Here is a 24365-nt window from a genome sequence, read left to right as displayed (position 1 = left end):
TTAAGACCACATCTTAATCCAGTTGAAAGCTGCTGAGCAGACGAATGTTATCCTGAGTGTACTCGTATTGATGGAGCACCTTGTCCCCGATCATCAAAAGTGAGTTTGGTAAGGGTATCACATCGTAGGTATTTATATCCTTAAAATGATTGATTTGTATGAGGTTCGGCGACAGCGCTTTATTGAACACCTTCAACCCATTGCTGCCATCGCAGACAAAAAGCCTATCTCCCTTGAAGCCGAGACCATAGGGTTCGCTCATGGCATAGAAGGTCTTCAATTCGGGGGTTTCCAGAGTTGAGATATCCACTACGTACAATCCGCTTTCGGTGCCCCCACAGACATTGCCCCCGCGAAGGGTAACGTAGGCATAGTCCCCATCTACGACAACAGGATCACAAGCAGTGCCATGTCGAAATTCCGAAACAAAGGTAGGTGTGGCCGGTGTAGAGATATCATAAATATACATGCCCTGGGTACCGCCCAAGAAAAGTAGATCGCCCTGATTGAAGATGGTTTCAATGGTGCCGTTGGCCCAAACCTTCTCTAGGGTCTGTGGATTGTTCAAATCCGAAATATCAAAAATATTTATGCTACTATAGTCTACTGCATAGAGATACTCGTCGACTATTTTAAAGCGGGCCAAAGAACCCCCTTGGCCGGTAGAAGGCGCACCCGATTCCGCACTATTGACGGCGAAATTATCCAAGGTCGCATTATTAGACCGTTCTTCAAACTCGGAAATCAACCTCTTTTCGGTACGTACTTCCCACCCGATGATGGCATCGGTGGCATAATCAAGATCACCATATTCATAAAAATCTGCTTGAGGCCATTCTACGTAGGTCGGAAAGGTATATCCATAATCGTCGTAAATGGCATTGTCGACCCTTGTTATCATCTGAATGTTGTCAATGTCCGAGATATCCATCACCACCAAATCGCCATAACTATCGGCATAAAGCCTATTGTTCTTAATCGAGATATCGTAATTGCCTTCCAATTTAATAAAGGCGATATTCTTGGGGGCGGTGGCATCGGTATTATCGAGTACGTGAAAACCACGATTGACATCGTTCACGAAAATATAATTGCCATAGGCGTATATTTTCCCTGAAACTTCGATAGGTACGGGATCGGTTACTGCAATCGCATCATCCTTAAATTCCGACAGGTTCATCGTTAGCGGAGTGGCCACAAGGTAATTACCGTATTTATCGTCTTGGTCGTCGCAAGATAGAAGATAGAAACAGGCGACGAAAACGCAAAAAAGCATCTTGAGTTTCATTTGAGGAGTATTTATTGGTTACACCCTAAAGATGAGCAAAATACCTAATAGTTGCGTTCGAGCAAGAAAATTTTAATATTTCGATGTGAAAAGGAATCGCGCCAACCGGAAAGACAAAGGTACACTGCTATAAATGCTGATTGGGCATGGTATTGTTTTGGGTTAGTTTTGCATATCAGCCTGATTGCGCGAAAACCGCTGTAAAATAACTAATCGATTTTCAAATGCACTTGCAAATGAGTTAGAATATCATTCCCAATTACGGTTAATTTTTGCCTGTCAATTTGTCACAAACCTGTATTTAGTGCTATCTTTGCCTTCCCCTAATGCGATAGGTACAAAATGGAAAAAATTATAGACGAATCGGTTCAGGGCTCTTCGCTCTCGATAGCGAAAAACGCAAAGAATACGCGTAAACTCTATATTGAGAGCTATGGCTGCCAAATGAATTTTTCCGATAGCGAAATCGTGGCGTCCATCTTGGCCACCGAAGGTTTCAACACTACGGAACGGCTCGAAGAAGCCGATTTGGTGCTGGTCAACACCTGCTCTATCCGGGAGAAGGCAGAACTTACCGTTCGCAAGCGCTTAGAGAAGTTCAACGCCATCAAAAAAGAAAGACCGCATATGAAAGTCGGCGTTTTGGGCTGTATGGCCGAGCGACTCAAAAGCCAATTACTGGAAGAAGAAAAAATCGTAGACATGGTCGTAGGGCCGGATGCCTATAAAGACCTTCCCAATCTAATTCAAGAAATAGACGAAGGGCGAAATGCGGTAAACGTCATCCTTTCGAAAGAAGAAACCTATGGCGATGTCGCACCCGTTCGCCTGAACAGCAATGGGGTAACGGCATTTGTGTCGATCACCCGGGGTTGCGACAATATGTGCACCTTTTGCGTTGTGCCTTTTACCAGAGGAAGGGAACGCAGTCGGGAACCACAGTCGATTATTAATGAAATCAACGAGTTGTGGGATAAGGGTTTCAAGGAAGTTACCTTACTTGGTCAGAATGTTGATAGCTACCTATGGTACGGCGGCGGATTGAAAAAGGGGTTCGAAAAAGCCTCCGAAATGCAAAAAGCCACGGCTGTCGACTTTGCACAATTGCTGGAAATGGCGGCGCAGGCCCAACCTAAAATGCGCTTTCGGTTTTCCACTTCCAATCCACAGGATATGACCTTGGATGTAATTCATGTCATGGCCAAAAATGATAACATTCCCAACTATATTCATTTACCGGTGCAGAGCGGCAGCAATAGGATTTTGAAGAAAATGAACCGTTTGCATACCAGGGAAGAATATTTTGAATTGATCGATAATATTCGCAAGATCATTCCAGATTGTGCCATCTCCCAAGACATGATCAGCGGTTTTCCGACCGAAACGGAAGAAGATCATCAGGATACCCTGTCTTTGTTGGAGTATGTAAAGTACGACTACGGATTTATGTATGCGTACTCCGAACGACCGGGTACAATGGCCGCTCGAAAACTGAAAGACGACGTACCCCTGGAAACCAAAAAAAGACGCTTGGCCGAAATTATCGCATTGCAGCGTGAACACTGTCAATACCGGACCGAACAGCACGTAGGGAAAACGCAGGAAATCCTGATTGAGGGCCTATCCAAGAAGTCGGATACCCATTGGAAGGGACGCAATTCACAAAACACAGTGGCTGTTTTTCCCAAGGAACACTATAAAGTAGGCGATTTCGTGATGGTAAAAATGACCAGTTGTACCTCTGCCACCTTGATGGGGGAGGCCGTGGGGTATTCTGAGAACAATTAGAGAGAAAATGGAAAACATACAGTCTATAAAACAACGGTTTGAGATTATCGGGAACGATCCCAAACTCAACCGCGCAATAGAAAAGGCTACCCAAGTGGCACCCACCGACATCTCGGTCTTGGTGACGGGTGAAAGTGGTGTTGGAAAAGAATCCATTCCCAAAATCATACATTCGTTATCCCATAGAAAGCATGCGAAATATATTGCGGTAAATTGCGGGGCGATTCCCGAAGGCACGATCGACAGTGAACTTTTCGGTCATGAGAAAGGTGCTTTTACCGGTGCCACGCAGACCCGTAGCGGTTATTTTGAAGTCGCCGATGGCGGAACCATTTTCTTGGATGAAGTGGGCGAGTTGCCGTTAACCACCCAAGTGCGACTGTTGCGGGTACTTGAAAATGGTGAATTTTTGAAAGTGGGGTCTTCGCAAACCCAAAAAACCGATGTGCGAATCGTAGCGGCCACCAACGTGAATATGTTCGAAGCCATCAAAAAAGAAAAATTCCGTGAAGATCTTTATTATCGATTGAGTACCGTTGAGATCAACATCCCGCCATTACGGGAACGTACCGAGGATATTCATTTATTATTTCGAAAGTTTGCCTCCGATTTCGGGCAGAAATACAAAATGCCCACCATTCGCCTGCAAGACGATGCCGTTCAGATATTATTAAAGTACCGTTGGCCTGGAAACATTCGCCAATTGCGAAATATCGCAGAGCAAATTTCAGTCTTAGAGGAAAGCAGAATCATTAGTTCAGCAGCCTTAAGCAGCTACTTACCCACTACTGGTGGCTCTAACCTTCCGGCGGTGGTTGGCCAAAAAAGCAAAGAGAGCGACTTTAGCAATGAAAGGGAGATACTTTATAAGGTATTGTTCGATATGAAAGGTGACCTGAACGATTTAAAAAAGCTTACGTTGGAGTTGTTGAAGAACAATGATACCGAAAAGGTTCAGGAAGAGAACGAAACACTCATACAAAAAATCTACGGCGACAACGGCGAAACCACTCAGGACGAAGAAGAAAAAGATGCGCTCGAGGTGCTTCATCTGCCGGAATCAAGACAGGAGAATCCTTCCTATTCAGCACCCGTAACCGAGGACAAGTATCATTTCGCAGAGGAAATCGAAGAAGAGGAAACCTTGTCGTTGCAGGAAAAGGAAGTGGAACTTATCAAAAAATCGCTCGATCGCAATAGAGGCAAAAGAAAGGCCGCTGCAGCAGAATTAGGCATTTCCGAACGCACCTTGTATCGAAAAATAAAGCAGTACGATTTATAGTCCGGTATTAAAGTTTTGATAAAAGCCGATTTCTTATTTGTAATTCGGCTATTTGAATTTGATATTTGAAATAAACGAAAAAATTTGAATATTAGTAAGAATAGTATCCTAGTCGTAGTACTTGCCCTATTCGCAAGCGGATGCGGTGTGTACAACTTTACCGGCGGTAACGTAGGTACGGCCGAAACTTTTCAGGTCAACTACTTTCAGAACTATGCGAGCCAGAGTCCAGGTTCTACTTTTGAACCTGGTATGGATCGCGATTTCACCTTGGCCTTGCAAGACCGCATACAGGATCAGTCGACCTTGACCTTGGTGAACAACGGCAATGCCGATTTATTGTACGAAGGAGAAATCGTGGAATACCGAATTTCTCCCATGACCGCTACCGCCGATCAAAACGCCGCGCAGAATAGATTGACGATTGCAGTGAAAGTCCGTTTTTACAACAACACAAAAGAAGATGCCGATTTTGACCAGCGGTTTTCCTTCTTCTTCGATTATGATGCGAACTTACAGCTAGCCACCGTAAAGTCGGAAGCACACGAAATCATCTTTGAGCGGATCACACAGGATATTTTTAATGCCTCCTTGGCGGATTGGTAATGTTGGATTTTAGAAAAGTATTGAAAAAAAAATCTGGCATTCCTCGCCTAACCCATAATGCAAAACTTGAATTTGAATTTTTTATTTGTATTTGACACTTGAAATTTGAACGTACCTGATTTTACATATCTTTTGCAACATCCCGATAAGGTGGTTTCCTCCGAGCAAACCAATCAATTGGAAGATGTCCTTAACGAGTATCCTTATTTTCAGGCTGCGCGGGCTCTTCATTTAAAGGGACTTCGAAATTTGAATAGTTTCAAGTACAACAATGCCCTGAAATTGGCCGCTGCCTATACCACCGATAGGGATATTTTATTCGATTACATCACTTCCGAAGAATTTCTACAAAACGACATTGCAGACCGTATTTCCGGTAAGGCCACTCCCTTGGCCGAAATAGAAACGACTTCCGAGGAAATCGTAGCTGATGTCAAACCCATAACTAAATCGGTAGAGGCATCCACCGAAGACCAACCCCTGCCGCTTACCGTTGCCGACGCTGAGACCATTTTGGACCCAGAACTTTTTGAAGCCAAAAAGACCGCACAGCCGACCACCGAACACGAAACTCTGGAAATAGGCGAGCCCCTACCCTTTACCAAAAGAGAAAAGCATTCTTTTAGCGAATGGTTGCAACTGGCCTCACTCAAAACGATAAAGCGAAAAGACAAATACAAAAGCGGAGATGATCTCGAACCGATTTCCTTTCCGTTGGAAGAAGATGTTTTGAAGCACAAAAAATTCGAATTGATCGACAAGTTCATCGCCGAAAATCCGAAAATCGTGCCTACTAAAGACAGTCCTAAAGTAGACATTTCATCGTCGGTCAACATCAATCAAAATGAGCTCATGACCGAAACCTTGGCACGGGTATACGTAGAGCAAAAAAAGTATAAAAAAGCCCTACAGGCCTACAAAATTTTAAGTTTGAAATATCCGGAAAAAAGTGGTTTCTTTGCAGACCGAATTAAAGCGGTAGAAAAAATTCAAAAAGAAAATTCCTAAGTACGCATGAGCACATTTACAATATTTCTGATTCTCATCATTGTAGTCTGTTTCTTGTTGGTTTTGGTCATTATGGTACAAAACCCTAAAGGCGGCGGATTGTCGTCCTCATTTGGCGGAGGTGGAAGTCAGGTTGTCGGCGGGGTAAAGAAGACAGGGGATTTTCTTGATAAAAGTACATGGACGCTAGGTGCCATATTGGTCGCATTGATTTTAGCATCCAACATCGCCTTACCGGGTAAGTTCGGTGATGGCGACTCTAAATTATTGAACGGTGACGGTATCGAAACGACCGTACCCGAAGAATTACCCGATGCGATTCCCGAAACCGTTCCAGAAGCTGATTTGCCAACTGCGGTACCTTCGGAACCGACTCCAGGTGACAGCGCTCAATAACATAAAGAGAACATCATACAAAATGCCAGCCCAAATGACAAGCTGGCATTTTTGTTTTCACAAAGTGTCAGTTTTTATACCATGGCATAATTTCTGCTTTTTATACAACTTTTCAAGAACACAAATATAAATTTCAACTTAAAACTAAAAATCATATGGCTAAAGTAAGTATTAAACCATTGGCTGATAGGGTTCTTATTGAACCAATGGCGGCCGAAACCAAAACCGCTTCAGGTATTTACATTCCCGATACCGCCAAAGAAAAACCCCAAAAAGGTAAGGTTATTGCCGTAGGTCCCGGCACCAAAGACGAAAAAATCTCCGTTAAGGTCGGCGACAAAGTTATCTACGAGAAATTCGGTGGTACAGAGCTAAAATGGGAAGGTAACGATTACCTCATGATGCAAGAGAAGTACATCATTGCAATCATTTAGCATTATCGTTACGTATTCCCACGTAGGTGGGAATCTTTACTACACGATGCGCTAAGCAATTTGAAAATAACAATAAAGAATAACTAAAAAAATTCTCGCCTTTACTGAAACGAGTTCAGTACAAGTGGGAAATAAAAATGAACCGATTCCCGCCTTCGCGGGAATGAAAATAAAAAATGAACTTATGGCAAAAGACATAAAATTTGATATCGATGCACGCGATGGCCTCCGAAGAGGTGTCGATGCATTGGCAAATGCAGTAAAAGTAACCTTGGGACCAAAAGGTCGCAACGTAATCATCAGCAAATCCTTTGGCGCGCCACAGGTGACCAAAGATGGTGTTACCGTAGCTAAGGAAATAGAATTGGCGGATGCTCTAGAGAACATGGGCGCCCAAATGGTAAAGGAAGTTGCTTCAAAGACCAACGACTTGGCCGGTGATGGTACCACTACGGCTACCGTTTTGGCTCAAGCTATCGTAAAAGAAGGCTTGAAGAACGTGGCTGCAGGTGCCAATCCGATGGATTTGAAAAGAGGAATCGATAAGGCGGTCGAGGCCATCGTAGCGAACCTCTCGAAACAATCCAAAAAAGTCGGTGATTCAGAGGAAAAAATCAAGCAGGTGGCCTCTATCTCTTCAAACAACGATGAGACCATCGGCGACTTGATTTCCCAAGCCTTCAACAAAGTGGGCAAAGAAGGCGTTATCACCGTTGAAGAAGCCAAAGGTACCGATACCTATGTAGATGTTGTGGAAGGTATGCAATTCGACAGGGGCTATTTGTCTCCTTATTTCGTTACCGATTCCGAAAAAATGACCTCTGAATTGGAGAACCCTTATATTTTGTTGTTCGACAAGAAAATCTCGGCAATGAAAGATTTGCTTCCGGTGCTCGAGCCTGTTGTACAGTCTGGAAAACCCTTGTTGATTATCGCAGAAGATGTTGACGGGGAGGCATTGGCTACTTTGGTAGTGAACAAATTGAGAGGTTCTTTAAAAATCGCGGCGGTGAAAGCGCCTGGTTTCGGAGATAGAAGAAAAGCGATGTTGGAAGACATTGCCATCCTTACAGGAGGTACGGTAATTTCCGAGGAAAGAGGTTTTTCTTTGGACAACACGACCATGGATATGTTGGGTACTTGTGAAAAGGTATCGATTGACAAAGACAATACCACGATCGTAAATGGAAGCGGCGCAGCCAAGACCATTAAGACGCGCGTAAACCAGATCAAATCGCAAATCGAAACAACGACTTCCGATTACGACAAAGAGAAGTTACAAGAGCGTTTGGCCAAATTGGCCGGTGGTGTCGCCGTACTTTATGTCGGTGCTGCCTCTGAGGTGGAAATGAAGGAAAAGAAAGATCGTGTTGACGATGCGTTGCATTCTACCCGAGCGGCCGTCGAAGAAGGTATTGTTGCCGGTGGTGGCGTTGCCTTATTGCGTGCTAAATCCGTTTTGAGCAAGATCAAACCTGAAAATGCCGATGAAGAGACCGGACTACAGATCGTAGCACGGGCCATTGAAGCACCATTGCGTACAATCGTATCCAATGCTGGCGGAGAAGGTTCCGTAGTCGTTGCGAAAATCCTTGATGGAAAGGGCGATTTCGGATATGACGCCAAATCGGATAACTACGTTGATATGCTAAAGGCAGGAATCATCGATCCCAAGAAAGTAACTCGAGTAGCGTTGGAAAATGCCGCTTCCGTTTCCGGGATGATCTTGACTACCGAATGTGCATTGACCGATATTAAAGAGGACACTCCTGCCGGCCCACCGATGGGAGGAGGCGGTATGCCCGGAATGATGTAGTGGTAACCTACTAATAACAATTTAGTTGTCAGAACCGCCCATGTATCCCAAGGGCGGTTTTTTCGTTTTTATGCTTTATCTTTAAAGGGAACCTTGCTTAAAAATCATGAAAAAATTCATATTTGCTATCCTCCTAGCCCTTCTACAATCCGGTTTTTCCCAGAACAACGAGGTAGAAGAACTTGAAAGTACCTATTCCCGTTACTTTGAACTTCCAAGGGAAAAAGTATACTTACACCTGAACAAGACGTCCTACCTGAACGGGGAACACATTTGGTTCACTGCTTATCTCTACGACGCAAAAACCGGTCTACCCTTCAATAAAACCACGAATTTATATTGCGGCCTTTACAATTCGGAGGGCAAACAATTGACCAAAGGTGTTTTTTACGTAAACGAAGGTATTGCCATAGGTTCTTTCGAAGTGAAGCCTGTATATGGTAACGGGGATTTTTTCGTAAAAGCCCATACAAAATGGATGAAAAACTTCAAGGAAGATGATTCCTATGTCCAAAAAATAGAGATTCGGGACGGCTCCCGCCCAGCTCAGGATACCGAACTCTCCGAGAATTATGGTATTCAATTATTGCCAGAAGGGGGACATATGCTTTCCGAAGCTCGGAATACGATAAGTTTTAAGCTTGTGGACCAAAATGGGAGGGGCGTTCCCTTTCAGGAGGGCAAGGTCGTGGCCACCGATGGCTCGCAGGTCCTGGAACACATATACAGTAATACTTACGGAATCGGAAAGTTCAATTTTTATTATCAAGAGAATAAAGCGTATTCGCTGGTCATTACATTGCCAAATGAAAAAACCATTACCAAGGCCATACCCAAAGCAATGGATACTGGGGTTGTCTTCTCAGCGAACAATCTCAATGAAGAGAAAATAACCATCGCCTTACATACGAATGCCAAAACCCTAACCAATATAAAGGGCAAAGATTTTCATATTGCCATACATCGAGATGGTCTGTTAATGCTGAACAGCTTTCAGTTCGAAGGTGAAGAAAAGACCTTGGCCTTTACCAAGGATAAATTATGGCCCGGGATCAATATTCTGACCTTATTCGACCAAGACTTGAACCCAATCGCAGAGCGACTTTTGTTCAATAATGCCGGCCTCAAAATCGGAAATGTTTCCACGAAAATAGGCCGCCAAAAAAATCTCAAAGATTCCCTAAGTATTCAGCTCGATCTATTTTCTCAAGAGTATACGCCTACTAACCTGAGTATCTCCATCCTGCCTTCGGAAACAAAGGCAAACCACCCCAACAATTCGATAACCTCCGCTTTCCTATTACGCCCCTACATTAAAACCCAGGTAGAAAATGCGCCTTACTATTTTCGGGATATGGATCGGAAAAAAAGTTATGAGCTCGACAATCTTTTACTGAGCCAAGGCTGGAGCAAGTATGATTGGACGAACGTATTTACGTCTCAAACCAACAACGAAGTATCGATGGAAAAAGGGATTTCTTTGACCGGCAGCGTACAGAATGTGAAGAAGGATAAGCGAACTATTTTTCTTTTGGAAGGAAGCACAAATAGCCAGTATGTTGCAAAAATCAATGATTCGGGACAATTCGATATTCCGAACGCTATTGTGTTTAAAGATAGTCCAGTATCCGCTATCCTATTTGATGGCGAAGGAAAACCCTCGAAGCCAAAGGTTGAGCTCAAGGCATTCTCGGCTATCGAACCTGACGATTTGGACATTGGCAAGTATCGCTACCCCGAAAAAGTTGGGGACTACCCCTCCTATTCAAGTCTCTCCGGTTTAGAAACTAATGACAACGAAAATATCATTACTCTGGAAAATGTTACCGTCAGTACTGAAATGCAAAAAAAATTCTTCTTAAGGAACAGCTCGATGACAGGTTTGAAAATTACGGATGAAAAGGGAACCCTTGCCAATTTCATTAGAAAACTAGGCTTTCGAACCTTTTTTGATTACAAGAGCGGTTTAACCTATGCGTTTTACACCAGAGGGCCCGAAAAAATTCCAGTAGGAGTAATAATCGATGGAATCAACGACTTTGGTTTTTACGATAACTCGATGGCCCTTTTTGACTACGTAATATATCAAAGCACCCATGGACCGATATTGGTGACCAGCAAAAGAAAAAAGCCTTTAGAGACCAAAGCTAATATTCTATTGAACGAAGGCTTTGAGAGACCGAAAGAGTATTACAATCCTAAATATTCTTCCTATTCTTCCCAAGATTATCTCCAATACGGTTCAGTTCATTGGGAGCCTGCCCTATTAGTGGATATGCAAGGAAAGACTAGCCTTAAAATCCCCAAATACGGACTGGAAAACCTGAAACTTTATATCGAAGGTATGAGTCAAGATGGTACGTTATTTTCTGAAGTTCAAACCATTCGCGTGAATTAGGGTCTATGGACTCTAACCAAAAATACAGGCTTTTCCTTCCACAGGGGTAGGATGGTCGATGATGCCGATTAAGGGCACACAAACTCAAAACCGCCCACTAGCCGGTAGTGAACGGTTCTTTAGATTTCGGGGACAAGGAAATACCTAATTGCCAAAAATTTCCGTTTCATAGAATGCAGGAATGGAAAACCAATAGGCCATAAACGCCGTAGAGGACGCTAACCGCTCCCCTTCCCTAGGGCCTGCGACCGCTTCCCCGAAAATATTCCAGGAATTCCCTTCATTATCCGAAAAAATGACCTCTGAGTTACCGTCGAAGGCATACTCAAAATCCAGCGCATCCTGCGAACTGTTCAGCGCATAAGACATGATAAAATTTTCATTGCCCACAAGAAGGTAATTCCGCCCCATAAAGGTGTCTTTGATTACAGGAGTACTGGTGAAATCGCTAAATTGAAATACTTTGGCGTTCGATTCATCAATGATGGCGTGAACCCTATCTTTAGCGGGCAACCTATCATCTTTTGGTGTAGGAAACAAAAAAGAAGTGTTGTTCGTCCTGTAATCCCCATACGGATAAGTGCCATAGGTTCTTGAAAAACCGGTATCCCGACCAACTACTTTGGTATCCGGATAGAGGTCCTTCCATGTTTTCCAATCGGTTTCCACGAGAGTGATCACGTCTATCTTTTCACCGATAAGACTTCCATTGACCGATTCGTTCAATAGCTGTGACCAGTTACTTTCCGTTGCCCTATCAAAAGGCATCAAGTTCGTTTGATACAATAACCCTGAAACGCCGAAGGTGGTTTCCTGGCCTCGAATAATCCGGTTCCACCCAATACCGGTACCGGTCAAGGGGCAATAAGTTACGGCAAGCGAGACATCACCGATGTTATCGTTAACAATCTCATGCCAATCGAGGATATTATGCGGATATGCCCGAACATCATCCCCATTTTTGTAACCGATAACCAAATCGTTATCAACCAAGAAAGTAGCCTCTGTAGCAGTTAAAAAACTAGGGTTTTCCAAGGCGGGAATACCGTCTCGGCCCGGGCCGCCATCCAAAACTTCCGAAATGGGTATGCTCCATTCCGTGGCATTGGAATCAACCGTTTGACTGTTAGTACTTGATGTGCTACATTGACATAATAAGGTCGAGGAAACTAATAGTAGTAGGATTGCATTTCTCATAGTGTAATCTATTTAAGGGTTCAATACGGTACTCTTTTTAAATGTATACGACAAGCCGGCGCTAAAGCGCAAGGTCGGGGTCAGCTGTGTACCATCTACATAGCTATAAATTGGTATTTCCAATCGGGTCGAAAGCGTCAGGGCAGGGGTAATTTTTGCCAGCAGCTCAGGCCTGATAAAAATCCATTCCCCTCCGGTATTGGGTAAGGTAGTGGTATCGATTTCGTCGGAATCCGCCTTGCGGTACTTGACGATTAAACCGGGATTAAAGACGGTATTGAACAGCAAGAATTGATCGGTATACCCCACATTGGCCTGAAGTACGTTTCCGAATTCATAGACCGCCGTATTGTTCAAATAGGAATCGTTCTTTCCGGTATATCTATAGGTAACACTCCCCGAAAGGGTGGCCGAAGGTCTAAATCCCAAATTTTTAGAAATCGACATCCAACCAAGGGCATCCCAAGCGCCGCTTCCCGGCTGAAGATCTGCGTTCAACTGTACTCCTTCTTCGGTCGTCAAATCAGATTTTCCTAGTGGGATTTTTCCCCCCGCTCCCAAATTCAACACCGAGCTGCCGCCCAATACTTCCGGGAAGGCGTATTTTATCAATAAAACAGCGTCGCCCAAACCCGTGGTCTCCGTAAAATTTTCGTTTCCGAATTGGGCTATGGTGCGGGTTTGGTTGACCCAAGTGAACAGCGATTCTACAGATAACCGATCGGTAAAGGAATACCCCAGATTCAGCAATAAAGAATTGGTGTTTCGCAACCTGGAATCATCGTCTAACTTGTCGGAGCCTACATTCAAGGTATTCAGGTTGTTGTAATCATAATTCAGACCAAGGGTCAAAGACCCTCCACCTTCATTGGGAAGACCCAGATTATTGGACAACGGCACCCCGCCCGAACAACAAGTTTGGGATAAAAGCGGCTGACAACCCGCCAAAAAAAGACTTAGAAAAAGAATCCGCATCATTTCAACTTCAGGACAATACCGATTTAGTGTTGAAATGGAAGCCTTCCTTACAGCTTTAATAAATTCATCCCGTGTTTTAACATCTGCTTACACTCCTTTTGAGTCTATGAAATCGAAGCTAGAGATGCTATGGCAATTAGCTAATGGGGTAGTTTATTTCTTAAAAGACCGTATAAAAAAGTTCCGAGAATGGAAGATACGATAACCACCAAAATGGGTGCGAAGCCGGCACCCACCAAGGTAAACATAGGTCCGGGGCAAGCTCCTGCCAACGCCCAACCCAATCCGAAAATTATGCCCCCGAACATATACCTGCTGAAGCTCTTGGCTTTTGGACTGAAATTGATTTTTTCCCCATAAAACGATTTTATCGGCAATAGTTTGATTGCTTGAACCACAATAATGCCAAGGACCAAGGCTGAACCTATGATGCCGTACATATGAAAAGATTCAAACTTGAACATTTCATAGATTCGAAACCACGATGCTGCCTCTGACTTAAACATGGTAATACCAAAAAGGATACCGATAATCAAATAGGATACGGTTCTCATGATATTAAAAAATTAGGGGGTAGATAAAATGAATCATGGTCAGGCCACCAATAAAGAATCCGATAACGGCTATCAAGGAAGGGAGTTGTAAATCGCTCAGACCGGAAATAGCGTGTCCAGATGTACATCCGCCTGCGTAGCGTGTACCAAAACCAACCAAAAGACCCCCAATTGTCAAAACCGCGAGGCTTTTGACATCGGTAAACGCGCTGATATCGAAAAGTTCGAATGGCATGTAGGCGGTGCCTGCGCTTTCGAATCCGAGAGATTTCAAGTCGCTTACCGTCTCAGGATTAATGGCGACGGCCGTATCCATCGAAAGGAACTGGTCCCCGATAAAACCGCCGATTACGGCTCCCAAGACCACTACAAGATTCCAGCGTTGCGCTTTCCAATCAAATTTAAAAAAGTCCGCAGTATTTCCAGCGCCACAGATGGTACATAGGGTTCGAAGGTTCGAAGACATTCCAAAATTCTTTCCTACCATGAGCAGCAAGAACATAATAAGGGCGATCATTGGGCCTGAAACATACCACGGCCAAGGTTCATATATCCACTCCATACATCACTATTAGAAATGCAAAGAAATACAAATCGCGCAATTAATTTGGCAATTGTTCAAAATAAAACAGGAATCCACTGGTTTCGCATCTACTGACATAAACAATATCCCACTCCCAAAATAAATTGTATCTTGTAACTAGTATTTTATCCCCAAACCGATTTGTACGCAAAGTAGTAAGTCAATAACCCCTAAACTAGTTGACCTATGAAAAAGTACATTTCCCTTATTGCTTTATTTTCGATTTTTAGCGTGTTTTCGCAGGATTTATCCGAAGGGTATTCCGCTAACGACCTCACACAGTACCCGATGCAGCCCTTGGCGAAACCCGCCTATCTGGATGCCGTTACCGACTCTTCCTTTCCCAATACATCGATTAGAAGAATTTCGGAGGCGAATTCCGGAAGATCGATCGTACCCATGTACAGTACGATTCAAGCTTGGAACGCCGATGAAAGTCTGCTCATCGTTTACGCGGTAAGGAGCGGCCATAGGTTATTGAATGGCACGGATTATACCTTCATACGCGACCTATCGGATATCCGACCTGATGATTTAGAAGCCGTATTTTGGCATTTTTCAGATCCCGATATCCTATTCTATATGGATAACAATACCGACGATTTAATCCGCTACAATGTCAACACGCAATCTAAGACGATAATTGATAATATGAGAGCGCTGAGCGGTTGCTCTGCCGGATTGAGTTCGGGCAACGATGTTCAAATGATGTCATGGGACAGCGATGTGTTCTCGTTTAGATGCGGCAATTCCAGTGCCTTTTACTATAGAATATCAACAGGTGTCCTTACCGAATTCAACATAACCGATATCAACTATACGGCACCTATGCCCTTTCCCAGCGGAAATTTATTCTACCACAACACCTCGGTCTATGACGGTGACGGCAACTTTGTAAGGGACCTCAACATCGAAAAGGGAGAACACTCCTGTCTGGGAAAATTAAGCAATGGCGACGATGCCTATTTTGCCATTTCCTTTGCCGAAGGTCCGGATGGGGGTTGTCTAGGCACGCTGGTGGCACATAATGCTACCACGGGCAACTGTTTTGCGGTAACACCGACCGAGGATTACGGCTATTCGAAATCGGGAACACATATTTCAGCCTTGGCACATAAAAATTCAGAAAGTGGTTGGGTCGCGGTGTCTTCTATGGGGTATGAAAAAGACGGAGTCGAAATCTTGGATCAGGAGCTCTTTATCGCCAAAGTAAATGAATTTGATGGTGAAGTGTATCGCGTAGCTCATCATCGATCCGACGAGGACGAAATCGACTATTGGGGAGAACCGCATGTTACTATCAGTCCCTCCGGAACGCGCTTATTGTTCGGAAGTGACTGGAGTGGGTCGGATGATGGGATTTCGGTGGATGCCTATGTTGCGGAGTTGAGCGCCTATACCGCACCGACTCCCGAAGAAGAAGATTGTGCCTCAGGGGAAATCATCCCCGAATATCGTTTGGATGGCGTATGGGAGAGCGGAGAAAATGAGCTGACCGTTACCTATGGCACCGAGGTGATGTTCAGTATGCTGCCGAATAATATCGGGCTTACCATAGAATTGCCCGACGGCACGATTGTAGGTGACGATTACAACCTCGGGGCAGTGACCCCAGCTAATGATGGCCCTTACCTGCTGACCTCATCTGAGGGCTGTACCACAATCATCAATTTGACCGTGGAAGGCGATGAAGAGGGCTGCTCCCCTGGTCAGATCATACCGGAATATCGGCTGGATGGTGTTTGGTCAAGCGGCCAGAACGATTTGACCGTGGCCTACGGCACCGAGGTCATGTTCAGTATGCTACCGAATAACATTGGGGTTACCGTGGAACTTCCCAATGGTACCGTCGTGGGCGACGATTACAACCTTGGGGCCGTTACCCCGGCCAATAGTGGCCCGTACCTATTGACTTCCTCCGAAGGTTGCACTACGGTCGTTGATTTGAAGGTAACAGAGAGCTCGGAAAGCTGTGCCCCTGGTCGAATTATACCGGAATATCGGTTGAATGGCGTCTGGTCGAGCGGACAAAACGCCTTGACCGTTACCTCTGGTACCGAGGTCATGTTCAGTATGCTACCCAATAACATTAGTGTTACCGTTGCCTTTCCAGATGGGACGGTGGTAGGCGATGATTATAATATCGGGGCCGTTACCGCTGCCAACAGTGGGACGTATGTGTTGACCTCTTCCGAGGGGTGCCGAACCACTATCGATTTAACGGTTACCGTTGCGAATGAAGGCAGTTCGAGTAGGGGTGAAACCGTTTCGATGGTATACCCCAATCCAACGAAAGGGGAATTGAACATCGACCTTAGAGGGTATGAAAATCAAAAACTGACCGCAACGGTATTCAATTCGAACGGCCAATCGGTTTCCGAAAAGGTTTTTAATACCGACCACGCCTCCTTGGAGCGGATGAGCATGAACGAACTGCCGGATGGGCTATATTATCTCATATTGGAGAGTAGATTACGAAGGCAAGTACATTCAATTTTAGTCGATAACCGCTAGCCTGATGAATATGAAGACGCGTCCAGGTCAGAAGAGCATTCTTCTTAAGATCTGGACGCGTCGCTATGTATGTAGTTAATGCTTTTCGCTATCGTCGGTGGCATCGTCCCGATATTTACAACAGGGGTGTACGGCATTGTAGGCTTCCTCGGTGGCCTTCAATTCTTTCGTGTCATGGCCAACAGCGACCAAGGCGGTTTTCACCTGCATCGGGTCGGTCTTGCGCTCGTCCAATATCAATGATAATTGATGGGTGGGAATATCCCAATACGCATACTTTACCCCTTTTACCCCAAGCGCCGCCTTTTCAATGCGTGCTTTGCACATATCGCATTTGCCGTCGACCTCCATGGTCATTTTCTTGTTCTTATCCTGGGCAAACGCCAAGGTGGTAGTCAATGCCAATACAAGTACTAAAAATAGCTTCTTCATGATTTTTGATTTAATACACTTTGTATAATTGAGGGAACAGAATAGAATAGTCGACACGCCCGTGTTCTACTCTCTATTCTTTTCTCTTTTCTCTTTTTGTTCTTCTCTTATCACAATTTATATCGAAACCCCGCATAAAACATTCTTCCCATTATAGGAGCGTACACGATGCTGGTATCAAAATTTGCGCCAAAAGGGTCCTCTGCTCCCAATACGGGATTTTGTTGTTTAAAATTAGTCAAATTCTCGCCTCCGACATAGACTTCCATTGCTTTTGAAAACACCTTGGTGACCTGTGCGTTCATCAAACTATATCCTTGGGCGAATTCACCCAGTCGAAATTCCGGCGGGTTTACGTCGGTATTCGGCAAACGTTGCTCCCCAAGGGTATGCAAGGTATAATCGAATTTCCATTGGGCTCCATTCTCTTTTGCTTGCGTCTCATAGCCCAAATTCACAAAAAAGCGGTGCTGCGCTTGCAGCGGTTTTTGCAAATTGCCGTTCCTATAGTCGGTATTGACATCGTAATATTTATAAGCTGTTCGTAGCTCTAAACTATTCAGGATTTCATGATTTACCTCTACCTGAAAACTATTGGCAACACTTTTTCCGTCCAAATTATAAAAAAACACCGCGTTCGGATTCTCCCAATCGACCACTACCTGGTTCTTAAAATCTGTTTTATAATAGTCCAATGTAATGTTCCCAGGCCGATTTAAAAAAGTGAAGCCTTGCAGAAAGCTGACACCATAATTCCATGCATCTTCGGGGTCTAGGCCATAAATACTACCTTCGGTATCCAAAATTTGGATTGCCCTTGCCGATGCGAACAGTTGTTGGTTTTCGGCAAAAATATTGGCCGCCCGCCTTCCTCTTCCAAAAGAGGCACGCAAACTCCCACGATCCCAAGGAGTATACCGCATGTGAAGACGCGGGGTGAGGTAGGTACCCAAGCGATTGTGGCTATCGATACGGAGGCCGGCCGTTAAACTCAATTTCTCCAAATTCTCATAGCTATACTCAAAGAACGCACCTGCGGATACATCCTGCCTAGAAAAATTGCCAGTGTTCACCAACTCGTTATAACGGTCATAGGCATAGGTGAGCCCAGTGGTGAACTTGTTCCGCGTATCGCCGATGATCGAATTGAACAAAAGGTTGGAGAATACACTTTTATGGTCGATATCGTATCGATTGAAGCCATAGTAGGAATCCTGCCGATGGTCACTATACGAGGTTTGGAATCCGAAACTCTGAAAGGGAAGCTCCGGAAATACATACCCCAACTTTAAAGAAGCGTCAAAGCGCTGGGTATTGATTTCGCTACCCCACCCTAAGGCTTCGCTCTGGGTACGATATGTACTATCGTCTAAACTGCCCGATTCGTTGGCCGAACGAAGTCGAATCCAGGCATCCGGATCAAAATCGATTTCCCCGGTCTGCTTTTCATCGTTCAAATACCGTAGATTCAAAAAACTAACCCACCCCTTTTCGGCATTCTGGTATTGCCATCGGTTCATGATATTGATTTGATCGGCCACAGGGGCATCCAAAAAACCATCGCCGTTGTTCTCTTCCTTTTTATTCCTGAGATTTCCATGGATGTATATTCCCGTACCTATTTTATCCGACAGTTTTGTATTGATGTGCGTATTCAACTCGAGGCGACCATTAACATTCCCGTAAGCGTTTACAAATAAAAGTTCATCCGTAAAAGGCTTCACCAGCTCGGTATTGATCTGCCCCGAAATACTTTCATAGCCATTCACTACGCTACCCGCACCCTTGGTAATCTGAATGCTCTCTACCCAAGTACCTGGGGTAAATGTGAGTCCGTATGCCTGTGAGGCGCCCCGCACCATGGGAATGTTCTCTTGGGTAATCAACAGATACGGACTGGTAAGGCCCAACATCTGGATCTGCTTGGTGCCCGTTAAGGCATCCGAAAAGTTCACATCTATAGCCGGATTGGTCTCAAAACTCTCCGACAGGTTACAACAGGCCGCCTTTAGCAATTCGGCGCTGTTTACTGTAATTACGTTTTGGGTACTGGCGAACGATTTTTGCACGGCATCGCGCTTTTTTTCCACCACGACCTCGTCCAATTCGCTCGACGGTCGTAGGATGTGGGTAATGGTACCGGGCGATGTAATGGTCAAGGTATCGGTTTCAAAACCTACATAACTGATGACCAACTTGTTGTACTCGTCGGAAAAAGCAATATTAAACTCGCCTTTGCCATTGGTAATCGTGCCTATTTGGGAGTTCAACCAATAGACATTGGCTCCCTGCAACGCAACTTCTTTGTTAGCCGCGGTCATTTCTAAAACCACCCCATCAATTTTGTCTTGCGCGAAGCAAGCCGTTTGAAAAACGAAGAATAATACCGCCAATTTAAATTTATCCATTGTTCTCAAATAAACTATAACACCCTGATATGACACCCTTGAGCGTCGGGATATTCCGGTTCTAGTAGTACACCCGTTACTCAATTTTGTCATCCTGCATACTTTGATGCCCCTCATGCCCGGTCATCGCCTTTTCGCCATCTTCGTTCATCATCGATTTTTTCCCTTTTAGTTGTGCTGCGGCGTCTATGGTGAACGTTCCATTCGTTACAATTTCATCCCCAATCTGCAAACCGGATAAGACTTGGTATCCACCATTCACGATATCGCCGACCATAACTTCCCGCATTTCGAAAGTCCTGTCCTCGGCGCTGGTTTTCAGGTATACCACGGAGCGTTCGCCTGTCCAAAGTACCGCACTTTCCGGGATTATAATCATATCCTCTTTTTTGTCGGCGGACAATTCCAGCGTTCCTGCCACGAACATTCCGGGTTTAAATAGCCCTTTGGCATTCTGTAATACCGCCCTAACTTCAATGGTTCTTGTGGATGAATTCAACACAGGGTCTATAAAGGAAATCTTCGCATCGAATTTTTTATCGGGATACGATTTGGTAATGATTTCGATTTGCTGTCCTTCTCTTAATTGTGAAACCTGATTTTCATAAGCGTCGAAGACCGCCCAAACGGTACCCAAATCAGCGATTTTAAACAAGGCCGAACCCTTTTTTACATAATCCCCGGCCTCGACCATGATTTCGGAAACCGTACCGGAGACATTCGCATAAACCGGAAAATTCTCCTGAACTTGACCAGACCTTTCAATATTTTCGATTTGTTTTTCGGAGAGTTTCCATAACTTCAGTTTGTTGCGCACTGCTTTGTATAAAGATGGTTGTGATTCTTTTAAACTTGCGGCAGTGATTAGTTCCTGTTGGGCCGAAACCAGTTCTGGGGAGTAAATGGTCGCCAATTGTTGTCCGTTCCTGACCTCTTCGCCCTTAAAGTTGACAAAAAGTTTTTCGATACGACCATCAAAATAAGAGGCTTGGGTGGCCACCGCTTTTTCGTTCTCTTCTATCGTTCCCGAAAGTTTTAAGGTATTGTCGCCGGAACCGCCGGAGCCAACTTTAATGGTCTGAATACCGGCCAGTGCCATGGCGTTTTTGGTCATTTTGAACTCACCTATTGACAGACCTTCACTATCCGACTCCGCGGGAATTAAATCCATACCACAAATGGGACAATCCCCCGGTTCGGGCTGCATCACTTGGGGATCCATAGAGCATGTCCACATTTGCGTTGCTGCCGTTTCCTGACTATGATGATGTTCTTCGGCTGTTATTTCATCAGAACTATTTCCGAAAATCAAATATCCGGCCAAAAGCCCCACTAAAACGGCCAATCCGATGTAAATACTATTTTTTTTCATCTGTTATTGTTTTATTAAGGTCCTAAGTAATTCGCCCTTTGATATGGCTCATTGCACAGTAGTTTTTCATAAATTAATTCTTGCCGTTCGTAGCCTTAATGCATTTGCTATAACAGAGACAGAACTAAAGCTCATGGCAGCCGCTGCTATCATTGGAGAAAGCAATACTCCAAAAAACGGGTACAGCACACCCGCCGCAATCGGTACACCTAGAACATTGTAAACAAGCGCAAAGAAAAGGTTTTGCTTGATATTCCGCATCACTTTATTGCTCAGGTTCCGGGCCTTTACAATACCGTGCAAATCACCTTTTACCAAAGTCATGGAAGCGCTTTCAATGGCGACATCGGTTCCGGTACCCATTGCAATCCCCACATCACTTTTGGCTAGCGCCGGGGCATCATTGATGCCGTCCCCCGCCATCGCGACCGTTCTTCCATTTTTTTGAAGTTTTTCGACTTCTTTCAATTTATCCTCTGGAAGCATTCCCGCCTTAAAATCGGCTAGATCGAGTTCGCTGGCCACAGCCTGTGCGGTGTCGTGATTATCCCCTGTCAGCATGATGACTTCGATACCTTTGTCCTGTAAAGCTTTGATGGCCTTCTTACTGGTTTCCTTGATTTTATCCCCTATCACAATAAAGCCGACGGTACTCCCGTCAATGGCGAGATACGAAACGGTCTTACCCTGCTTTTGATACGATTGGGCTTCATCTTCCATCGCCTCGGAAACAGTTGCGTTGACCTGTTCCATCATCTTGGCGTTACCCAGAGCCACTTTCTTTTCGTTGACGGTTCCTTCGACACCCTTTCCGGTAACGGCATTAAACCTTTCGGCCTTTAGGAATTCCGCTTTTTGTTCCTTACCGTACTTTACTGTTGCTTCCGCTAAAGGATGTTCGCTTTGACTGTTGAGCGAAATGATATATTGCAGCACTTTACTATCAGTGAAATCGTTAGCAAATGAACCCACTTTTTCGGCCGTCGGTTTTCCCTCGGTAATCGTCCCGGTCTTGTCCACGATCAATGTATCTACCTTGTCCATTTTTTCAAGGGCTTCCGCATTTTTGATGAGCACCCCGTTCTGTGCACCCTTCCCCACACCGACCATGACGGACATCGGCGTAGCCAATCCCAAGGCACAGGGACAGGCGATTATCAACACGGCAATAGCATTGACCAGGGCATACACATAGGTAGGTTCGGGTCCCCAAATAGCCCAAACCCCGTAAGTGATGATCGCTATGATGACCACTATTGGCACAAAATACCCTGAAACCGTATCGGCCAGTTTTTGGATTGGCGCACGGCTGCGGCTAGCGTCGTTGACCATATGGATGATTTGCGACAACAACGTATCCGAACCTATTTTCTCGGCCTTCATCAGAAAGGATTGGTTGCCATTGATGGTACCACTGCTGACCTTATCCCCTTCGAATTTATCTATGGGAATGGGTTCGCCCGTTATCATCGATTCATCAATTGAAGTATGTCCTTCAGTCAACACACCATCCACAGGAATTTTATCGCCTGGCTTTACGCGAAGCACATCTCCCAGTTCGATTTTGTCGATAGCCACTTCTTGTTCTTCGCCATCAACAACCTTGATGGCCTTATTCGGGGCAAGTTTCAACAATTCCTTTACCGCGGAATTGGTCTTACTATGCGCCCGTGCTTCCAAAACTTGACCTAAAAGCACTAGGGTTAAGATAACCGTTGCCGCTTCAAAGTAGACATGAACGCTACCCGATTCCGATTTGAATTGGGCCGGAAAGAAATCGGGGAAGAACATCCCGAAAACACTGAAAAGCCATGCTACCCCTGCACCGAAACCGATTAATGTAAACATGTTCAGGTTCCATGTTTTGATGCTTCGGTAGGCACGTTCAAAGAACATCCAAGTGGCATAGAACACTACTGGAATGGAAAGCGCGAACTGAATCCAATTCCAGTTTTTCTGCTCCATGAGGTCATAAAGTGGATTATTGGACAACATTTCGGACATCGCAATCAGAAAGATGGGCAGGGTGAACGCGACAGCTATCCAAAACTTTTTGAGCAGTTTCTTTAAGGTCTTCTCCTCTGCGGAAAGGTTGGGTTTCATTGGCACTAAATCCATTCCGCAAATGGGACAGCTTCCCGGTTCATCCCTTATAATCTCTGGGTGCATTGGGCACGTCCATTGTTCAGAGGTCGTTGCAGATAGGTTTTGTTCTTCTACCAAATCCATTCCGCAGACAGGGCAATCGCCCGGTTTATCATAGGTCTTATCGCCCTCGCAATGCATCGGGCAGTAGAAAGTACCGCCCCCTAATCCCCCATAGGGGGCTTTCCTTTCTTGTGTTTTATTCCCATCCTTTGGGAAGGTTAGGTGGGGCTGCTCGCCCGGTTTATGGATGGAGTACGAACCGCCATCTTTTTTCAAAGCCTCTTGAAAATTTTCAATGGGAATGTGATTCTCCATCTCAATGGTCGCCTCGGCTTTTTCTAAATTGACGGATGCTTTGGTTACCCCTTCAACTTTGGAAAGTGTTTTCTCGACATGCGTTCGGCATCCATTGCAGGTCATTCCGTGTATGTGATAGGTGTGCTTCATCTTTTAGATTTTAGGCAATTTCAATTCCATGTTCGAGCCTAAGCGTAGTTCATCTACATGACCAGCTATTTCTTCATACTTATCCTTGAAGTGCATATGAACAAATCTGGTATGATGGGTAAAAACAGCCTTGTGCGATTTAGAGAAAAAGCCAATTATCTCAATATCCCTATCCTTCAAGGTGCCGTTTAAACCCGATTCCTGATGTTTTTGATGCGTATGAAGCGTATCGCCTTCAACCCAGTCGATAACATGCCATTGCAGTGAATCAACCTTTCCAGTGATTAAAAACGGGAATGGCTTTTCCATACTCAAACCTGATTGCTTTGCTCGTTTTTCAATAAATTCTTCCAGTTCGTTTAGCGTATTTATTTCCGTTGGAATTGCTTTGCTTTGCCAACTTGTAACTTCGGCATAAACGAGTAATGCTGCCTTCTCATTAAAACTCCTGTCAAAACTAACTTCGTTGGAATCTACCGAGGTATTGAAAGCCTCACCATCGAAAATCTGAATTTCGCCTTTGAGATTTTCAAAAGCGCCCAAGGCGTACAAATGCGACTTTCGAGAAAGCGAATCCAAAGAGATTGTTGCCTCTAAATTACCCGACATCATTGTGCGTAGCGCCCCTGAGAATTTAACATTCTGAGTTTTAGGGGCAATAGTACAACCTGCTACTATCAGACCTGCGAGAACTATGGAGCGTATTTTCTTCATTG

At 44.7% G+C, this 24365-nt stretch carries 18 protein-coding genes and 1 pseudogene; 9 read left to right on the top strand and 10 right to left on the bottom strand.

The window, feature by feature from the left end; genetic code table 11:
• Positions 1-13: 13 nt before the first annotated feature.
• A complete protein-coding gene (locus tag FGM00_RS00980; RefSeq protein WP_138851114.1) occupies positions 14-1288 on the bottom strand; it encodes an LVIVD repeat-containing protein in 1275 nt (424 codons plus the stop codon).
• A 342-nt stretch (positions 1289-1630) separates the two neighbouring features.
• Between FGM00_RS00980 and miaB the strand changes: the two genes are divergently transcribed.
• From miaB to FGM00_RS00940, 8 genes are all read left to right on the top strand, one after another.
• Positions 1631-3076, top strand: coding sequence for a tRNA (N6-isopentenyl adenosine(37)-C2)-methylthiotransferase MiaB (miaB, locus tag FGM00_RS00975; protein ID WP_138851113.1), 1446 nt, complete (start codon positions 1631-1633; stop codon positions 3074-3076).
• A 7-nt stretch (positions 3077-3083) separates the two neighbouring features.
• The gene (locus FGM00_RS00970; RefSeq protein WP_138851112.1) at positions 3084-4358 is read left to right on the top strand and encodes a sigma-54 interaction domain-containing protein; all 1275 of its coding nucleotides are present in this window, start codon (positions 3084-3086) and stop codon (positions 4356-4358) included.
• An 84-nt stretch (positions 4359-4442) separates the two neighbouring features.
• Entirely contained in the window at positions 4443-4964 is a 522-nt protein-coding gene (locus FGM00_RS00965; protein ID WP_236262861.1) for an LptE family protein, read from the top strand.
• A 105-nt stretch (positions 4965-5069) separates the two neighbouring features.
• Positions 5070-5972: a hypothetical protein gene (locus tag FGM00_RS00960; RefSeq protein ID WP_138851111.1), complete on the top strand. Its 903-nt coding sequence runs from the start codon at positions 5070-5072 to the stop codon at positions 5970-5972.
• Between the two features lie 6 nt (positions 5973-5978).
• A complete protein-coding gene (gene secG, locus FGM00_RS00955) occupies positions 5979-6368 on the top strand; it encodes a preprotein translocase subunit SecG (RefSeq protein WP_138851110.1) in 390 nt (129 codons plus the stop codon).
• Positions 6369-6523: 155 nt separating this feature from the next.
• On the top strand, positions 6524-6802 hold the full coding sequence (locus tag FGM00_RS00950; RefSeq protein WP_138851109.1) for a co-chaperone GroES: 279 nt from the start codon (positions 6524-6526) through the stop codon (positions 6800-6802).
• A 184-nt stretch (positions 6803-6986) separates the two neighbouring features.
• Positions 6987-8618 (top strand): chaperonin GroEL, encoded by a 1632-nt coding sequence (groL, locus tag FGM00_RS00945; RefSeq protein ID WP_138851108.1) that lies wholly within the window; start codon positions 6987-6989, stop codon positions 8616-8618.
• A 106-nt stretch (positions 8619-8724) separates the two neighbouring features.
• The gene (locus FGM00_RS00940) at positions 8725-11016 is read left to right on the top strand and encodes a hypothetical protein (protein ID WP_138851107.1); all 2292 of its coding nucleotides are present in this window, start codon (positions 8725-8727) and stop codon (positions 11014-11016) included.
• A 144-nt stretch (positions 11017-11160) separates the two neighbouring features.
• Here FGM00_RS00940 and FGM00_RS00935 read toward each other — a convergent pair whose 3' ends face one another.
• The 4 genes from FGM00_RS00935 to FGM00_RS00920 all read right to left on the bottom strand — a co-directional run bounded on the left by FGM00_RS00935 (position 11161) and on the right by FGM00_RS00920 (position 14307).
• Positions 11161-12213 (bottom strand): DUF3179 domain-containing protein, encoded by a 1053-nt coding sequence (locus FGM00_RS00935; protein ID WP_138851106.1) that lies wholly within the window; start codon positions 12211-12213, stop codon positions 11161-11163.
• A gap of 12 nt (positions 12214-12225) precedes the next feature.
• Positions 12226-13191 (bottom strand): transporter, encoded by a 966-nt coding sequence (locus tag FGM00_RS00930; protein WP_138851105.1) that lies wholly within the window; start codon positions 13189-13191, stop codon positions 12226-12228.
• Between the two features lie 140 nt (positions 13192-13331).
• Complete coding sequence (locus FGM00_RS00925) at positions 13332-13745, bottom strand: DUF6691 family protein (protein WP_138851104.1); 414 nt, start codon at positions 13743-13745, stop codon at positions 13332-13334.
• A gap of 4 nt (positions 13746-13749) precedes the next feature.
• On the bottom strand, positions 13750-14307 hold the full coding sequence (locus FGM00_RS00920) for a YeeE/YedE family protein (RefSeq protein WP_138851103.1): 558 nt from the start codon (positions 14305-14307) through the stop codon (positions 13750-13752).
• Between the two features lie 207 nt (positions 14308-14514).
• Between FGM00_RS00920 and FGM00_RS00915 the strand changes: the two genes are divergently transcribed.
• On the top strand, positions 14515-16842 hold the full coding sequence (locus FGM00_RS00915; protein ID WP_138851102.1) for a T9SS type A sorting domain-containing protein: 2328 nt from the start codon (positions 14515-14517) through the stop codon (positions 16840-16842).
• A gap of 75 nt (positions 16843-16917) precedes the next feature.
• Here the strand turns inward: FGM00_RS00915 and FGM00_RS00910 are convergent, their stop codons facing one another.
• The 5 genes and pseudogenes from FGM00_RS00910 to FGM00_RS00890 form a co-directional block, all read right to left on the bottom strand.
• Positions 16918-17274, bottom strand: a complete 357-nt coding sequence (locus FGM00_RS00910) for a heavy-metal-associated domain-containing protein (RefSeq protein ID WP_138851101.1) — start codon at positions 17272-17274, stop codon at positions 16918-16920.
• A gap of 110 nt (positions 17275-17384) precedes the next feature.
• Positions 17385-19682, bottom strand: a complete 2298-nt coding sequence (locus FGM00_RS00905) for a TonB-dependent receptor (protein ID WP_138851100.1) — start codon at positions 19680-19682, stop codon at positions 17385-17387.
• Positions 19683-19776: 94 nt separating this feature from the next.
• A pseudogene (locus tag FGM00_RS00900) lies at positions 19777-21054 on the bottom strand (efflux RND transporter periplasmic adaptor subunit); the annotation flags it as partial.
• 66 nt (positions 21055-21120) lie between these two features.
• Positions 21121-23649 (bottom strand): heavy metal translocating P-type ATPase, encoded by a 2529-nt coding sequence (locus FGM00_RS00895; protein ID WP_138851098.1) that lies wholly within the window; start codon positions 23647-23649, stop codon positions 21121-21123.
• Between the two features lie 3 nt (positions 23650-23652).
• Entirely contained in the window at positions 23653-24363 is a 711-nt protein-coding gene (locus tag FGM00_RS00890; protein ID WP_175416163.1) for an acetolactate decarboxylase, read from the bottom strand.
• Positions 24364-24365: the final 2 nt, after the last annotated feature.

Origin of the sequence: Aggregatimonas sangjinii (genome assembly GCF_005943945.1) — a bacterium.
Classification (GTDB): Bacteria; Bacteroidota; Bacteroidia; order Flavobacteriales; family Flavobacteriaceae; genus Pelagihabitans; species Pelagihabitans sangjinii.
The sequence above is the reverse complement of the archived record's forward strand: the minus strand, read 5'-3'. Positions and strand labels throughout refer to the sequence as shown.

Bases quoted from the DNA above. Each gene is read 5' to 3' on its own strand.
- FGM00_RS00980 (WP_138851114.1), bottom strand. From the start codon at position 1,288: ATGAAACTCAAGATGCTTTTTTGCGTTTTCGTCGCCTGTTTCTATCTT.
- miaB (WP_138851113.1), top strand. From the start codon at position 1,631: ATGGAAAAAATTATAGACGAATCGGTTCAGGGCTCTTCGCTCTCGATA.
- FGM00_RS00970 (WP_138851112.1), top strand. From the start codon at position 3,084: ATGGAAAACATACAGTCTATAAAACAACGGTTTGAGATTATCGGGAAC.
- secG (WP_138851110.1), top strand. From the start codon at position 5,979: ATGAGCACATTTACAATATTTCTGATTCTCATCATTGTAGTCTGTTTC.
- FGM00_RS00950 (WP_138851109.1), top strand. From the start codon at position 6,524: ATGGCTAAAGTAAGTATTAAACCATTGGCTGATAGGGTTCTTATTGAA.
- groL (WP_138851108.1), top strand. From the start codon at position 6,987: ATGGCAAAAGACATAAAATTTGATATCGATGCACGCGATGGCCTCCGA.
- FGM00_RS00940 (WP_138851107.1), top strand. From the start codon at position 8,725: ATGAAAAAATTCATATTTGCTATCCTCCTAGCCCTTCTACAATCCGGT.
- FGM00_RS00935 (WP_138851106.1), bottom strand. From the start codon at position 12,213: ATGAGAAATGCAATCCTACTACTATTAGTTTCCTCGACCTTATTATGT.
- FGM00_RS00930 (WP_138851105.1), bottom strand. From the start codon at position 13,191: ATGATGCGGATTCTTTTTCTAAGTCTTTTTTTGGCGGGTTGTCAGCCG.
- FGM00_RS00925 (WP_138851104.1), bottom strand. From the start codon at position 13,745: ATGAGAACCGTATCCTATTTGATTATCGGTATCCTTTTTGGTATTACC.
- FGM00_RS00920 (WP_138851103.1), bottom strand. From the start codon at position 14,307: ATGGAGTGGATATATGAACCTTGGCCGTGGTATGTTTCAGGCCCAATG.
- FGM00_RS00915 (WP_138851102.1), top strand. From the start codon at position 14,515: ATGAAAAAGTACATTTCCCTTATTGCTTTATTTTCGATTTTTAGCGTG.
- FGM00_RS00910 (WP_138851101.1), bottom strand. From the start codon at position 17,274: ATGAAGAAGCTATTTTTAGTACTTGTATTGGCATTGACTACCACCTTG.
- FGM00_RS00905 (WP_138851100.1), bottom strand. From the start codon at position 19,682: ATGGATAAATTTAAATTGGCGGTATTATTCTTCGTTTTTCAAACGGCT.
- FGM00_RS00895 (WP_138851098.1), bottom strand. From the start codon at position 23,649: ATGAAGCACACCTATCACATACACGGAATGACCTGCAATGGATGCCGA.
- FGM00_RS00890 (WP_175416163.1), bottom strand. From the start codon at position 24,363: ATGAAGAAAATACGCTCCATAGTTCTCGCAGGTCTGATAGTAGCAGGT.